Origin of the sequence: Helicobacter typhlonius (assembly GCF_001460635.1) — a bacterium.
Lineage (GTDB): Bacteria > Campylobacterota > Campylobacteria > Campylobacterales > Helicobacteraceae > Helicobacter_C > Helicobacter_C typhlonius.
On record NZ_LN907858.1, the window covers coordinates 1,471,076 to 1,487,017 of the forward strand.

Here is a 15,942-nt window from a genome sequence, read left to right on the forward strand (position 1 = left end):
AAATGCTACAACCTCGCAAAAAGGCATAATGAAAATGAGTGAAAAATTCCCGCTTGTAAGCATTATCACAATCGTTTATAATGATAAAAATCATATCAAGGAAACAATGGATTCTGTCGTGGGGCAGGATTATGAACGCCTTGAATACATCATTATTGATGGTAATAGCAAAGATGGCACGAAAGAATGTATTCAATCTTACATTAGCACACTTTGTGATATTACCCACAAAGATGAGGGCAGATTCTATATGGAGGCTACTCATCGCACAAAAGCAAACTTTGCCTTTAAATTCCTAAGTGAGCGTGATAGCGGAATCTATGATGCGATGAATAAGGGGATTGATTTAGCCACGGGCGAATGGTGCAACTTTATGAATTGTGGAGATAGATTTTATGATTTAAGTGTTCTTAGAAATATTGCACCTCTTCTAGATGAACAATATGGGGTTATAGATGGTGGAGTAGAAATTGTCTATGATGAAAATTACAAGAAAATAAAATATTATAACATCGTTTTTGGACCCTTTAAAATTGAATTTTGTCATCATCAGGCTTCTTTTATTCAAACACATTTACTAAAAAAATATCTTTACGACAAAGAATTTAAAATACGAGGAGAAATAGATTTTTTTTCAAAAGTATTTATAAATAATTACAAATGGAAAAAAATACAAACAATTATTGCAACATATAACACATTAGGTATTTCATCAAAAATTACTTTTACTCAATTCATGGAAGATATTCTAGTGGGTATCAAATATATGAAATATTACTTCTTTACCCATACTTTATACTACTTGTTCTACATTTTGCCACGTGTTTGTATAAGAAATATTTTACCTAAAAAAATAGCTAATTTTATCCGACAAAGGCTCAAATAATGTATAAAGCTATTTTTGATATTTGTGGCACACTTTACGATTCTAATACAACATTAGATTTTTGTATCTGGCGGTCTAATGGATGTACAAAATTCTTATTGCGCCTACTACGTTCTAGACCGATAATGATACTAAACAAAATTTCATTTTTATGCCTTAAAAAAGAAATGATACCCATTCGAGATATTTTTATAAGAACATTAAAAGGTGCTCCAAGATATATGCTTTTTAAACAAGCTAAAGAATTCGTCCATACATTCCTTGTTTCCAAAAGGCGTGAGTGCATTATTTCATTACTCGATAACTTTCAGTCACATAACATTGTTTTTGCTTCTGCTACGCTTGATTGTCTTGCCTTTCATATTGCTCAGTACTTTAATATTTCACACTTTGTTTCATCAAAACTCCTCTATAATCAGCAAGAAATCTGCCAAGGAACACTAGAGATCGACTTATTGGGGAATAAACATACGCTTTTTGGGGATATATACTTTGTAGCCACTGATAATTTAGACGATATTTTACTCTGTCAAAAAGCGCAGAGTTCTGTTATACTCACAAAAAAGAGAAACAAAAAGAAATGGCTTTCTCAAAATCTCAAAAATTCCACTATTATGGAGATATAAAATGTTTTACACAATTAGTTTTGTTCCTTTTATGTATCAATTTTTTACGCGCTTAAAAAGTCTTGTTCATAAAATTTCTTGGATATGTATTTATTTTGTTCCAATCACTATACTTTATCTACATTTTGCCCCACAAGAGTCCATTCTTGATTCGCTCCCTATACTTTTAGTGGCTCTTTGCATTACTGATATGATTTATTCTAATGGCTATATACAAAATGATGTCCTTACAATAAAAAATGAAACAAAGCCAACATTACGTCTTCCAACATATCTTCTTTTGAGAATGCGTGAAAAATTTATAGCTATAATGATAGGAAGATTTGCTTTAATTTTTATACTATTTTGGCTACTCTCTATGCTTAAATATGAATACTTGTTATATTTTGCTCTTTCAATGATTTTATTACAGCTACTCTATATCATTTACAATACCCAACGCAATATAACTAACCTTTTGCTTATTCCATTTTTAAGTTTTTTACAATTTTTTTCAATAATACTACCTATCATTGATAAAAATTTCTATACTCTTCTAGGACTTTTTGCACTTTATCCACTTCCAAAACTATTAGAATTTAGCACACAAAAACGCTATAAAACTACTATTATCACAAGCAAAATTATTACAAATTTTGATATGTTTCGTGTGTTCTATTACACGATATATACAATCCTCTTTGGCATTCTATATCTTTATGAGAAAATAGATTATATTTTTTTTGAGCTAGGTGCTTATTATCTCGTATTTCGACTTGTATGTCTAGCTACTTTACAAAACAAATATTTAGCAACCTATATTCAGCACAAACGCTACAAAAATAATCCACATAAAAAATAAATTAAAGGATTTACCATGCCACTCTTCTCTATCATTATCCCCACCTACAATGTAGAATCTTACATCGCTCGTTGTTTAGATTCGTGCATTAATCAAACTTTAGGCGATATTGAAATTTTAGTCATTAATGATTGTGGGAGTGATGATTCTATAAGTATTGCTAAAACTTATGCGAGTAAAGATTCTAGAATCCGCATTATTCATAATCCCACCAATCTCGGGCTCTTTGCTACACGAATCACAGGAGAGAAAGAGGCACAAGGAACTTATATCCTCCACTTAGATGCCGATGACTATCTCACGCTTAATGCGTGTGAGAGGGCATATCAAAAAGCCTCTATGGCTTTAAACTCCACGCCGCTAAGCTCTAACACCCAGTCCCATAGTGAGCAAGAGGAGAAAAATCTCCCTGATATAATCCACTTCCGCCCTGCTTATCGTGGTTCATCTCAAGCAAGTCTAAGTGCAAATTGCCTCCATAAACTGCGCTATATCCTGCCTACTCGCTTTAGCCACAAACCCCTACAAAACGAGCAAATCGCATATAATTTTTTCCTCAAAAGCACACAATTTCCTAAATTTACCCTATGGGATAAATGCTATAAAACCTCGCTTATTCGGCAGATTCTCCCTTTTATGGAGTGCTTTATCCCGCTCAAGCTCACAATGGCAGAGGATATGCTCAAGTTTTTTGCCATTAGCGCACTTGCCAAAAGCTATGTGAGCCTTGATGAGCGGCTTTATATCTACTGTCTCAATCATAGCTCTATCACGCAAAATATAAAGGCAAAAGACAAAAAAATCGCAGATATGTGCTATATCAGCGAGGCTCTGCCAAGTCTCGCCACACAGCTAGAGCAAAATACAAAATCCACAAAATCTCCAAGCCTAATGCCTCAAATCGCAAAGCGTCTATGCCACAATCTCACCGCACTTATCATCTTAGAATCGCGTTTTGATACATCATATACCACCGCAGATTCTACAAACTCGCTAGATTCTGCCCTCACAACCCTAAATCAAACACTTGCTCCATTATTAGAATCTCATCTTATCGCTCCTGTGCGCATTCCACGCTTCATTCCATCAAGCATACTGAAGCATTCGCCTTATTTACGCGCTTGTATCCTTTCACTTCAGTATTGGAATCGCTGCCTCACTTATGTGCGTATATGCGCCTATCTTCTCAGCTTTGGGAGAGTGAAGCTCTAGCTTATTTTGAAAAATGCTAAAACTTAAGCCTTTGTCTTTCTCCGTGCTTATTTGTGGCGTAAAATCCACAGCGCAATCTCATCAGCCAAAAAAAGCTCATTTGCCACAAGATAGCTTATCTTTTCACACATTTCACCCTTACACTTTTCACGCTCTCTTGATTGTTTTGCTAAGATTCTGCCCTGCTTTGCACCCTCACACTCTAGCAAATGACATTTGCCCTCATCAAGCAAAAATCGCAGTGGAGGCTTTTTAAAATCACTTACTTCAAGTCCGCAGCCTATGGATTCCCCCGCCTCTATACATTCTTGCCACGCTTGATTTTCTTGCTCTAATGGCGCAAGTTTTAGCCACGCACCCCTGCTCATGCGTAGCCCTAGCATAAGGTTTTCAATCTGTATGTCTTCCACACTCAAATGCTCATTAAAACGCGCGGTGGGCGATTTGATATATTCTTTAAGATTTGGATATGCCCGCATTCGCACACGCCCCACACGCCCCACCGCCGAAGCCCCGCACCCGAGATACTCTCGCCCCTGCCAATAGCCCATATTGTGAGCGCATTGCGTTTGTGTATTGCGCGTATAATTTGACACTTCATACTGCATAAATCCCTGCGCTTGTAGCCAATCACGCGCATAAAAGCTCAATGCCTCATCAACATTTCCGCGCACCACATTTGTTTGCCCTGCAAAGCGTGAGCCTTCATCAATACTTAGCGCATAAAGCGATAGGTGGCTTATGGGGAGATTCAAAACCTGTGTAAGGTCGGATTCTAAGATATTATAAGAATCTAGAGGTGTTATCATCATATCGCAATTTATATTCGTAAATCCTGCATTGTAGGCACTCTCCACGCGATGAAAAATATCTTTTGCGCTATGGTCGCGCTCCAAATAGGCTAATTTTGGCGCATAAAAGCTCTGCACACCTATGCTTAGTCGATTTGCACCTAATGCGCGTAAATCCCTGCACCACTGCGGATTGAGGAGATTGACATTAGATTCAATACTGATTTCGCAAGTCTCTTCAAGCCTCGCATACGCACGGATCTGAGTAAAGATTTTCTCATAATGTATAGAATCTAAGAGATTTGGTGTGCCTCCACCAATAAAAATCGAGCTTAACACATAATCTTTACCTTTTAGAATCTGTGCTAAATCCACGCACAAAGCCTCTATGTAGGATTCAAAATAAGTCTCTTTATTCACAAAAGAGGTAAAAGCGCAGTATCCGCACTTACTCGCGCAAAATGGTATGTGAATATAAAGTAGCATACTCTTACAATCCCCTTAAACTCGCCTCGCTTAAAATATTATATATTGTAGCGTATAATGCCATAAACAATTCGCAAAAGGTATAGCAATGAGCGCAGAGCAAAGCAATGATGTAAAGCCAAAAAGATACCGCCCAAATGTCGCTGCCATAATTTTATCAAGCACCTATCCTAGCGAATATAGATTCTTTATTGCTCACCGCACAGATATTAAAGGCGCGTGGCAGTTTCCACAAGGGGGCATTGATGAGGGTGAAAGCCCAAGAGATGCGCTATTACGAGAATTAGAAGAAGAAATAGGCACAAATGATGTAGAAATCATCAGTGAATGCCCCGAGTGGGTGCAGTATGACTTCCCAAACACTATGCCAAAAAAGATGTATAAGGGCTATGACGGACAGAGGCAAAAATACTTCCTCGTGCGTATCAAAGACGAATCTAAAATCAATCTCCAAACCGATATACCGGAGTTTGATAAATATCAATTTGTAAGCATAGATGAGATATTTCAGTATGTTACGCATTTTAAAAGAGATACATATAAAAAAATTTTAGACTATTTTAAAAAAGAGGGCTGTATATAAAGAATCTTAAGCAATAAGATTCTATGATTAGCATTTTTAATTTTATACATTAAGGACTACTATGCTCATCGTGCAAAAATATGGTGGCACAAGTATGGGGGATTGTGACAGAATCTACAATGTTGCTAAACGCGTTACCAAAAGCAAGGCTTTAGGGCATAGCCTTGTCGTAGTCGTATCTGCAATGAGCGGAGATACAGATAGACTTATTAACTTTACACAGCATTTCACGCCACTGCCTAACACACGCGAAGTCGATATGGTGCTTAGCTCTGGAGAGCGCGTAACCGCAGCACTCCTTGCCATAGCTTTAGAATCTATGGGAATTAAGGCAATTTCACTTAGTGGTAGGGGTGCTGGGATTGTTACGGATAATTTTCACACAAAAGCGCGTATAGAATATGTGGATACCACGAAAATCTTTCACTTGCTTAATGAAGGGTATGTCGTTGTCGTGGCAGGATTTCAAGGGATTTCTACAAAGGGAGAAGTTACGACTTTGGGGCGCGGCGGAAGCGATTTATCAGCAGTTGCGCTAGCAGGTGCGCTCAATGCGACAAAATGTGAAATTTATAGCGATGTAGATGGCGTATATACGACTGACCCACGCATTGTTAAAGAAGCAAAAAAGCTAGACAAAATTAGCTATGATGAAATGCTAGAGCTCGCATCTATGGGAGCAAAAGTTTTACTTAATCGTTCGGTAGAGCTTGCTAAGAAGCTTAATGTCAGGCTATATTGCGCGAGTTCTTTTAGCGAAAATGAAGGCACACTTATTACTAAAGAGGAGGATATAATGGAAAAACCAATTGTTAGCGGTGTGGCACTCGATAACAATCAAGCACGAGTGAGCCTTGCTGATGTGCTTGACCGCCCGGGCATTGCGGCGGATATTTTTGGGCTTTTGGCAGATAATAACATTAATGTGGATATGATTGTGCAAACAATCGGGCGCGATGGCAAAACAGATATTGATTTTACGATTCCAAAGACAGAGGTGCAGCTCACACAGCAAGTGCTAGAAAAATTTAAAAATGATTTTGGCAGTATAGAATACGACAATAATATCGCTAAGGTGTCGATTGTAGGTGTGGGTATGAAATCACACTCTGGCGTGGCAAGCACAGCTTTTAAAGCATTGGCGGAGGATAATATCAATATTATGATGATAAGCACGAGTGAGATTAAAATCTCTATGATTATCAATGCAGAATTTGCTCAAGACGCGGTGCGTAAGCTCCATAGCGTATATAGACTAGAAGAATAGGCAGAGAATGGAAAATATCAGTGATTGGCTTTTGAATACCATACGCGAGGACGAAAAAAGAGGCGTAATGAGTGGGTGGATAGAGGAAAAGCGATTTTTGCTTTTGCCACATATGGTGCGGCTCATTACGCACATATTGCAAGGCAGGAGTGTTATCGTGCTCACAGACAGACAACATCAATGGTTTGGCACATACATTACCCAACACATCAATCAGCACCACAAGGGACGACCATTTTTGCCCGTCATTGAAATCACACATTTGCGCGATATGATAGATTCTAATGCACAAGGCAACGATATGAAAGGCTTTAAACTTATTAGCAATATGCTTGATATGATGTATGGCAACTATAAAATATGGTATATAGGCAAAAAGAGCATATATGCAACCTTTGCAAAAGAGTGCGGAGACGGGTGGCACTGGATATTTGACGAAAATGAAATTTTTAACCCTACAGATGAATACCTCGATTATAAGCTTCTCATACTTTTTAAACTCTTTGACAGGGCGATATTGTGCGCGCTCCTCAATAAAATCTCGCTTGATATATAGACATAAAGAAGCGTAAGATGACCGGGATTATACACATTACACCTTTTGCAAAGGAACTTATAGACGAGCTCATTGCCGAACGCGAAGAGCAGTATTATGAAATTTTTGAACGAGAGGATTTTAAGATTGATGATGCAAAGGAAGTCATAGCAAAAAGTTATCTCACTTACGAACAGGAAATGCTCATTATCATCTGTGCAAATAAATACAATATTGCCGCACAAAATGCACTCCTCAAAATCATCGAGGAACCGCCACCTTTGGTGCAGTTTATTATCATCGCTAAGAATAAAAATGCACTTATTCCTACAATTCGTTCTCGTATGAGTATTACCATACACAAACACAAGGCGGAGATGCCACCATTTGAACTTGATGTATCAAGGCTAAGTTTAGAATCTATCTATAACTTTTGCAAACAAAATGACAGCGCACAACACAGCAAAGAGGATATTAAGCTTAGGATTCAATCTCTACTTTTCGCCCTCTATGAAGCACAAATAAAGCTTACCCAAAAAGAACTCACCCTCTTTGATAGAGCCATTGCCCTTAATCAAAATGATGCCACCGAAAAACAAAACTATATTTTTCTCCCTCTCCTTTTACGAATCTACCACAAACAAAAGGGACGGCAATGACTATACAAAGGCTAGATTCCCATAGCATTTTAGACAATATTAAATCCATAGGCGCAGATTCTATGGGGCAGAAGATTATGGGTAAAAAGGCACAAATGCTTGGCTTTGAAATAAAAGATTTGGGCTTTGAAGCGATGAATATTTTAAAGCAAGAGGCACTAAGTGTTGGGGCAGAATGTGCCACACCAAAAGAGTGCATCACGCATAAAGGTGAGCATATTGCCCTGCTTTTTGGCACACGAAGCAATATAGAAAAAATACTCCCAAAACTCGCAATGCAACCCTTTGGCTTAAAAGCACTCAAAAAAGCATTAGAATCTCATCTCTACGCTTCTCAACGCATAGCACACCAACAAACCATTATGGCAATCATCAATGTTACACCCGATAGCTTTTATGAAAATTCACGGAAAGACGCACAGGGCGCGATAGATAGAATCCACACCTTAATACAAAAAGAAGTGGGGATTATCGATATTGGTGCGGCAAGCTCACGCCAGGGCAGTGAGCTAATAGACACAGATGTGGAAATTGAGCGTCTCACGCCTGTGATAGAGCATATTGCTACAAATAAATTATATGAAAAAATCGATTTTAGCATTGATACCTACAATGCTAAAACAGCTGAATATGCCCTCTCTCACGGATTTAAAATTATTAATGATGTAAGCGGACTAAGTGAATCCCAAATGATAGAGGTCGCTGCACAATACAACGCACGGGTGGTTCTAATGCACACTAAAGGCACACCAAAACAAATGCAGAGCCTCACACACACCTATAAGAATCTTTTTGATGATATTGATACATTTTTTGCAGAAAAAATTACTGCGCTAGGACAAGCGGGGGTAAAAGATCTTATTATTGATATTGGCTTTGGCTTTGCAAAAGATGAGACACAAAATATCGCCCTTATCAAACACTTATCGCATTTTCAGCATTTTGGACTACCATTACTCGTGGGGGCTAGTCGCAAAAACACCATTGGCAAAATTACAGGTAGAGAGACCAAAGATAGACTCGCCGGAACTTTGGCTATGCACCTCTACGCCTTGCAAAATGGAGCGAATATCCTCCGCATACACGATGAAGATTCGCACATTGATATGCTCAAAATCTATAAGGCAATGCAATGAATACAAAAGATGACAAAAAAGACTTAAAGCCTATTAAGGCTTTTCTAATGCGCCACGGACACACAGAACAAGAGATTTCAAAGCTCGATAAAGATGGAATAATGCAGCTTTATGAGAAAGATACGCGCACAGAAACACTAAATTTTTTGCACTATATGGATAAGGATAACTACACAGCGATAAGCTCACTCGATGAGGCAGATATCGGCGATTTTAAGCTCAAAGTGCAAGAAAATTTAGAAAATACACTTGTGCTAATGAGCATCATAAGGGACGCCTTTAATGACTTTAGCTATGCCGATGTGGCAGATATCCTCACACTCAATCTCAAAAATGTATCTATGTTGAAAATTCAAAGAATCTTGCGCATTGCTTATCGCGAATTTCAAGAAAATTTGCTTGACCAAATCTCTATGCAGCTTAAGGAATTACCTATTGAAGAATATAAGGTGATTATGGGCTATTATGAAAAAAAACGCAATGATACAATGCGCCTACAAAACACAATCACGGAGCTAGGAAACGAGAAAAAGCGACAACAGATTCTCGATATGGCACATTTAAAGCTACTCATCGTAAAAGACTTTATGCCTGATGAAACTTTTAACGATACTTACAAAGAATATCTTAACAACACTCCAGAAAAGCTTGCACTTGTGGGTGAAATTCTCGGGCTCACGGGTATGTATTCTAAAAAATATCTTCAAAACATACCCTTAGAAGAACTTGAAACTATGAAAGAAAAAATTATTGCCAATAAAAAACAAGATGAGCGCGACCAAAAAAACTTACATGCATTATGTCCAAATGCTTGATGAAGCAATGTATGGCACCGATGAGCAAGAATTTTCAAATGTATGCACAAAAATTTGTATGAATCTTAATCAAAAGCTTATCCTTATGATTTCGGAATATATGAATGCCAAAAACCCAGTGTTTCTCAATAGATTTAATACTATTATGCGTGATTTCAAAAAGAATACAAAACATTAGATTAAGCGAATAGTTTAAAAAATATCCCTATAATTACCTAACTTAGCATAGAATCACGAAGGATTGCGATGAAATATATCACTGCCCTTATGCTTTACATAAGTGTAATGTGCGCAAATGATTTTATAGACTTTAACAAGCTAGAAGAAGAATTTTATGTCTATATGCCTACAAACAAATATGTAATGAGCCTTGATGAATTTATGACGCGTGTGGAGAAAAATTCTATCAATCTTGCAAAATCTCGTGCAATGGCACAAGCCCTTACCTATGAGGGCAAAGCAATGCGTGCGTGGAATAGCTCATACCTTGAAGTGGAAACTAATCACGTAAAATCGCCAAGCGGTGGCACGGAACTTGAAAGCACATTTTTGCTTATGCTTACACCTCGTTTGCCGTGGGTGAGCTACACACTCTCGCAAAGCTACCAAAACAAGATTCTAAGGCAAGAAAAAGTATATGAACTCACAAGGCGACTAGCGATAATTAGCGCAAAAAGATTGTATTTGGACTATCTCGTCTTAAACGAGCAGTATCACATCTATACCACACGTTATGAAAACGCAAAGAATCAGCTTAAAATCTCACAAGAACAATACGAAGCCGGGCGCATTAGCAAATCACAATATTTGTTTTTCAAAAGCGACTTTTTGGCTACAAAGGTAGCACTAAAAACCCTGCATACAGAGCTTATAAACACGCTCAATGCGCTCAAAGTGATTCTTGGTGTAAATACAACAGACAGCAACATCAATGTAAATGGGCTGCAGTTTGATTATCTTAGCCTTGATGATGCAGGGCTTGAAAAGACATTAGAACAGAATCTTTACCTTGATATAGTGAGCCTAGACATCAAAGACTATCAATACAGCGCAAAGCTCGCCTCTCAAAATCGCTTTGACGCACTGGAGATTGGCGGCGGATTTAATAGCGCCGAATCGAGCGATGGCATTATGTTGAAAATTAAAGTCCCCATTCCTTTAACCACCAAATACGGCAATCAAAAGGCGATGTATCTAGCGTTACAAAGTGGTTCTATACGCGAAAGCGAGATTCTAAAGGCTTCGTTGCTGATGAATGCAAAGTCATATTTGGAGCAACTCTATACAAAAAAGGAGGTTATTGCTCTTGCAAAGGATAATGAAAATAATCGTGCGGAGCTAAGTGAAATATCGCGCATTGGCTATGAGGCAGGTAAAACAAGTGCGTTTGAATACTTAAGTGTGAAAAATAATCACCTTGATGCGATGATTGCCACCACGCAGGCAAAGCGCGACTATGTTTTAACGCTCTCTATGCTTGAAGAAACTCTAAGTCTCGTCTTAAATATACCTAGCACAAAGGACAAACAATGAAAGAATATCTGTGCTTTATCCCGCTATTATGCACCCAGTTTATGTTTGCTGCAAGCGAAATCGTTATTTCACAGGAGCAAGTGGCAAAAAATGGTATTAAAATTATCCCGCTCAATCAAGCCTTTAACACTAAGGGTGTGCCTTTCAATGCTCTTATTGACTTTGACGACAAGAGCTCCAGCACGCAAAGTTCGAGCTTTGAGACAATCGTGGTGAATATCTATAAACGCGAGGGGGAGAGTGTAAATGAGGGGGATTTGATTTGCGATATTAGCTCCAATGAGTTGAGTGCGCTCTTTTTTGAGCTCACAAACACACGTGAGCGACTCAAAATCGCTAAAGAAAACGAGGCAAAGGATAAATCCCTATATAAAGCCGGTGTGATCTCCAAGCGGGAATATCAATTAAGCTACCTCGCAATGAATGAATTGCGTTTAAAATTGAATGAAATCCAATCAAAGCTTGATTTACTGGGCATTGACCCGCAGTTCATCAAAAATGGCTCACAGGGCAGATATGGCTTTCCTGTGGTAGCAAAAACTTCGGGGATTCTATCCGTTGCCCCCAAACAAAGCGGTGAGAAAATCGGGGCTTTCACGCCCTATGTGAGAATCTCAAAAGTAAGCGATAATGCAACAAGCAATTTGCTTGGACGCATTAAAATCCCTTTACACTTATCACACAATATCCAAAAGGGTTCGCCTGTCTTTGATGATGATGGCAATAAAATTGGGGAGGTTGAAACTATGTCAGTAGTCATTGATAAAGTCTCAAACACTATTCTTGCCATTGCCAATATCCGCGACACAAATCTTAAAGTCGGTGAGATGATAGAAGTATATATTGATGGCTTACTGCCTAAGGGCACGATTCTTATCCCCTCATCTGCAGTCATAAAAAATGGCAATGATTATTTTATATTTGTGCAGAGTGCCAAAGGGTTTAAGCCCACCAAGATTCATAAGGTTGAAGAGAGAGACAATGGTTTTGTCATTGATCCAAAAGGTTTAAATGCCCAGATGAAGATCGCCACAGGCAATATTATCAGCCTAAAAGGTATGATGGACGGACTTGGGAGTGAATAATGCTAGCAAAAATTATAGAATTTTCCCTTAAACAACGTATGATTGTGGTGCTAAGCGCAATCATACTTTTTATTTTTGGCACATATTCATTTTTTACAATCCCCATTGATGCATTTCCAGATGTCTCCTCCACACAAGTAAAAATTATTCTTAAAGCCCCCGGGATGGCACCAGAAGAAGTAGAGAATCGTGTTGTGCGTCCATTAGAGCTAGAATTACTAGGGCTTCCTAATCAAAAGAGTTTGCGTAGTCTTTCAAAATATGGACTTGCTGATATTACAATTGACTTTAACGATGGCACAGATATTTATCTTGCACGTAATATGGTGAATGAAAAACTCTCTACCACATTAGGGGATTTGCCTAATGGTGTGAGTGGCGGACTTGCACCGATTGTAACTCCCCTAAGTGATATGTTTATGTTCACTCTTGAAAGTAGCGACAATTCCATATCAGAAGCACAAAAAAGGCAGCTACTTGATTTTACCATTCGCCCCGCTTTGCGTAATATCAAAGGTGTTGCCGATGTGAATCGCTTAGGCGGATATACTAAAGCGATTGTAGTCGTTCCAGACTTTGATGATATGGCGCGACTTGGCATTACAATTAGTGATTTGCAAGATGCACTTGATGCAAATCTTAAAAATGATGGTGCAGGACGCGTAACACGGGACAATGAGAATTTCCTTGTAAAAGTGCAAACGGGCGCAACAAATATAGAAGAGATTAAAAATATCTCTGTCATTACCAAATCTGGCTATGTGCGTATAAGAGATTTTTGCGATGTGATTGAAAATCATATGACGCGGCTTGGACTTACAACAATAGATGGTAAAAGCGAGACAACATTGGGTTTAGTGCTTTCTCTCAAAGGAGCAAATTCACGCGATGCAATTAGAGAAATTAAAATTAGAATGGAAGAGCTTAAGACAGAATTACCCGAGAATCTAGAATTGCGTGTTTTTTATGATAGGTCTGAACTCACGCAAAAAGCAGTCAATAATGTCATTAAAACGCTTGTGGAAGCCATTGTGCTTATCGTTATTTTACTTTTTTTGTTTTTGGGTGATGTGCGTGCGGCGGTAGCTGTAAGCGTAATTTTACCTTTATCTATCGCTTTTGCTTTCGTAATGATGCGCCACTATGGCATTTCAGCAAACCTAATGAGTCTTGGAGGATTAGCAATTGCTGTTGGAATCTTGGTAGATTCTGCAGTTGTAAATGTTGAAAATGCCTTTGAAAAGCTAAGTCTCACTAAAAATTCACCAAAACTGCATACCATTTATCGTGCGTGTAAAGAAATATCTGTCTCTGTCTTTAGCGGCATTATTATCATTATCATCTTTTTTGTGCCTATCCTTACACTTGAAGGTTTAGAGGGGAAATTTTTTGTCCCTCTTGCACAAACAATCGTATTTGCGTTACTTGGCTCACTTTTGCTTTCAATGACGGTTATTCCTGTAATTAGCTCCTTTGTGCTTAAAGCGACAGAGCATCACGAAACCAAATTAACACAATTTTTTCATAAAATGTATGCCCCGATGCTCCATTTTGCACTTACAAGAACAAAATTACTGCTTATAAGTGCGATATGTTTTCTTATCTTTAGCTTCTCACTCTTTCCGCTTATTGGAAGTGCCTTTATGCCGACTTTGCAAGAGGGTGATTTGGTGCTGAATATTGAATCTAGCCCCTCTATTTCTTTAGAGCAAAGTCGAGATGTAATGCTCCTTATGCAAAAAGAATTACTCGCTAGAGTGCCTGAAATTAAAAGTGTAGTTACGCGCACAGGAACTGATGAAGTGGGGCTTGACCCAGCAGGTTTCAACCAAAGTGATGTTTTTGTATCCTTTAAGCCAAAAGAAGAATGGCAAGCAAAAAATATGGAAGAGATTGAGGATAAAATACGCGAAGTTGCAAGTGAATTTAAAGGTATGAATATTGCACTTGTGCAGCCAATTGATATGAGAATCTCCGAAATGCTTACCGGTGTGCGTGGGGATTTAGCTATTAAAATCTTTGGCTTAGAAATTGATAAACTTAATGAGCTAAGCTCACAAATTGTAGATATTCTTAAAGATATTAAAGGCTCTGCTGAAGTTTTTACTACGCTTAATAAAGGGGTGAATTACCTCTATGTAAAACCTTGGCAGTCCGTAATGGCAAATACTGGTATTTCAAGTGATGAATTTACAAAATTTATGCGCTCAAGCTTAGAGGGTATTATCGTAACCTACATTCCACAAGGCTTTGCGAGAATCCCCGTCATCATTCGTCAAGATGCTGATATTGCAAGTAATATTACAAAATTGAAGAGTTTGCAAATGAGCTCTCTTGATGGAAATCCTGTGCCTATTAGCTCAATTGCCGACATTCAAGAAGTTGATGGTCCTGTACAGATTCAAAGAGAGCAATCAAAACGTTATAGCGTAGTGAGAAGCAATGTAATGGGGAGAGACTTGGGTGGATTTGTTCAAGAAGCAAAGGAGAAAATTGCCGCACAAGTGCAATTGCCGGAGGGATATTCTATCACTTATGGTGGGCAGTTTGAAAATCAACAACGCGCGAATAAAAGGCTTTCCACCGTTATTCCTCTAAGTATCCTTGCTATCTTTTTTATCCTTTTCTTTACTTTCAAGTCTATTTCTCTTTCCTTGCTGATTTTGCTTAATATCCCCTTTGCGGTTACCGGTGGGCTTATATCACTTTTCTTATCGGGCGAATATATATCTGTCCCGGCTTCCGTGGGCTTTATCGCGCTTTTTGGTATCGCAGTGCTTAATGGTGTGGTAATGGTGGGATATTTCTTGCATTTGCTTAAGGAGGGATATAGTCTTGAAGATACTATTGTCATTGGAGCAAAAAGGCGGTTACGCCCGGTGCTAATGACTGCATTTATCGCAGGGCTTGGGCTTATCCCAATGCTGCTCTCTTCGGGCGTTGGGAGTGAAGTGCAAAAACCTCTCGCTATCGTGGTGTTAGGAGGGCTTGTAACTTCCTCAATGTTAACACTGCTTATCTTGCCGCCACTTTTTAGAATCGTAGTGCGAAAATTCGGCGTGTAGGATTATGTGAATTTTTTTCTTTTTTAGATATATCAAGATTCTTTATGATTACTTGCGTATTTTTTATAATAAATGCACTTATTATATAAAGGCAAAAACTACATTGAAAATCCAAGGTATATCAATTCTAAACTTGCCTTTAGTCAAATGCAGGGTTACATATACTCTGTATGCAAGTGTAACCCCTCGCGTAAAATCAAAGTCATTTCGCGTTTGAAATCAAAGTGAGGGATTTTACTTTGATTTCAAACATTAAATTTAAGTAAATAATCCCCAGCAGTAAAACTAGCCCTTTAAGCCTCTTATCCCTAACCTTTAAAAAGCTCTATAATTACTTACTATACGCATTAAATTAAAACACATTAAAAGCTTTTTAAAGCCTTATGTTCATTCCCTCACATTTCATTACTTTTTCTCATCTT

The 15,942-nt window shown here is 38.2% G+C and carries 15 protein-coding genes; 14 read left to right on the plus strand and 1 reads right to left on the minus strand.

Annotated features, from left to right (window positions below):
- Window positions 1–34: 34 nt before the first annotated feature.
- The 4 genes from BN2458_RS07290 to BN2458_RS10595 are packed head-to-tail and all read left to right on the plus strand — an operon-like array spanning window position 35 to window position 3,565.
- The gene (locus BN2458_RS07290) at window positions 35–886 is read left to right on the plus strand and encodes a glycosyltransferase (RefSeq protein WP_034328412.1); all 852 of its coding nucleotides are present in this window, start codon (window positions 35–37) and stop codon (window positions 884–886) included.
- Window positions 886–1,512, plus strand: coding sequence for an HAD family hydrolase (locus BN2458_RS07295; protein WP_034328414.1), 627 nt, complete (start codon window positions 886–888; stop codon window positions 1,510–1,512). The genes BN2458_RS07290 and BN2458_RS07295 overlap by 1 nt, the downstream gene beginning before the upstream one ends.
- Before the next feature lies 1 nt (window position 1,513).
- The gene (locus BN2458_RS07300) at window positions 1,514–2,353 is read left to right on the plus strand and encodes a hypothetical protein (protein ID WP_034328416.1); all 840 of its coding nucleotides are present in this window, start codon (window positions 1,514–1,516) and stop codon (window positions 2,351–2,353) included.
- A 15-nt stretch (window positions 2,354–2,368) separates the two neighbouring features.
- Window positions 2,369–3,565, plus strand: a complete 1,197-nt coding sequence (locus BN2458_RS10595; protein WP_034343277.1) for a glycosyltransferase family 2 protein — start codon at window positions 2,369–2,371, stop codon at window positions 3,563–3,565.
- 47 nt (window positions 3,566–3,612) lie between these two features.
- On the opposite strand, the gene hemW is transcribed toward BN2458_RS10595, so the two are convergent.
- Window positions 3,613–4,842: a radical SAM family heme chaperone HemW gene (gene hemW / locus BN2458_RS07310; protein ID WP_034327025.1), complete on the minus strand. Its 1,230-nt coding sequence runs from the start codon at window positions 4,840–4,842 to the stop codon at window positions 3,613–3,615.
- 88 nt (window positions 4,843–4,930) lie between these two features.
- Here hemW and BN2458_RS07315 point away from each other — a divergent pair, with 88 nt between their 5' ends.
- The 10 genes from BN2458_RS07315 to BN2458_RS07355 all read left to right on the plus strand — a co-directional run bounded on the left by BN2458_RS07315 (window position 4,931) and on the right by BN2458_RS07355 (window position 15,520).
- Window positions 4,931–5,425, plus strand: coding sequence for an RNA pyrophosphohydrolase (locus BN2458_RS07315; RefSeq protein ID WP_034327027.1), 495 nt, complete (start codon window positions 4,931–4,933; stop codon window positions 5,423–5,425).
- Window positions 5,426–5,486: 61 nt separating this feature from the next.
- Complete coding sequence (locus BN2458_RS07320; RefSeq protein ID WP_034327029.1) at window positions 5,487–6,692, plus strand: aspartate kinase; 1,206 nt, start codon at window positions 5,487–5,489, stop codon at window positions 6,690–6,692.
- Window positions 6,693–6,699: 7 nt separating this feature from the next.
- Window positions 6,700–7,248 carry a HobA family DNA replication regulator gene (locus tag BN2458_RS07325; RefSeq protein WP_034327031.1) on the plus strand — a complete coding sequence of 183 codons (549 nt, stop codon included), beginning with the start codon at window positions 6,700–6,702 and terminating at the stop codon, window positions 7,246–7,248.
- A 17-nt stretch (window positions 7,249–7,265) separates the two neighbouring features.
- Window positions 7,266–7,886, plus strand: a complete 621-nt coding sequence (locus BN2458_RS07330) for a DNA polymerase III subunit delta' (RefSeq protein WP_034327033.1) — start codon at window positions 7,266–7,268, stop codon at window positions 7,884–7,886.
- The gene (gene folP, locus BN2458_RS07335; protein WP_034343279.1) at window positions 7,883–9,022 is read left to right on the plus strand and encodes a dihydropteroate synthase; all 1,140 of its coding nucleotides are present in this window, start codon (window positions 7,883–7,885) and stop codon (window positions 9,020–9,022) included. The genes BN2458_RS07330 and folP overlap by 4 nt, the downstream gene beginning before the upstream one ends.
- Window positions 9,019–9,837 carry a hypothetical protein gene (locus tag BN2458_RS07340; protein ID WP_231944755.1) on the plus strand — a complete coding sequence of 273 codons (819 nt, stop codon included), beginning with the start codon at window positions 9,019–9,021 and terminating at the stop codon, window positions 9,835–9,837. Before folP ends, BN2458_RS07340 begins: the two co-directional genes overlap by 4 nt.
- Window positions 9,830–10,015, plus strand: coding sequence for a hypothetical protein (locus BN2458_RS10430; RefSeq protein WP_231944756.1), 186 nt, complete (start codon window positions 9,830–9,832; stop codon window positions 10,013–10,015). The genes BN2458_RS07340 and BN2458_RS10430 overlap by 8 nt, the downstream gene beginning before the upstream one ends.
- Before the next feature lie 68 nt (window positions 10,016–10,083).
- Window positions 10,084–11,370 carry a TolC family protein gene (locus BN2458_RS07345; protein ID WP_034343280.1) on the plus strand — a complete coding sequence of 429 codons (1,287 nt, stop codon included), beginning with the start codon at window positions 10,084–10,086 and terminating at the stop codon, window positions 11,368–11,370.
- A complete protein-coding gene (locus tag BN2458_RS07350) occupies window positions 11,367–12,455 on the plus strand; it encodes an efflux RND transporter periplasmic adaptor subunit (protein ID WP_034343281.1) in 1,089 nt (362 codons plus the stop codon). Before BN2458_RS07345 ends, BN2458_RS07350 begins: the two co-directional genes overlap by 4 nt.
- A complete protein-coding gene (locus BN2458_RS07355) occupies window positions 12,455–15,520 on the plus strand; it encodes an efflux RND transporter permease subunit (RefSeq protein ID WP_034343284.1) in 3,066 nt (1,021 codons plus the stop codon). The genes BN2458_RS07350 and BN2458_RS07355 overlap by 1 nt, the downstream gene beginning before the upstream one ends.
- Window positions 15,521–15,942 lie beyond the last annotated feature (422 nt).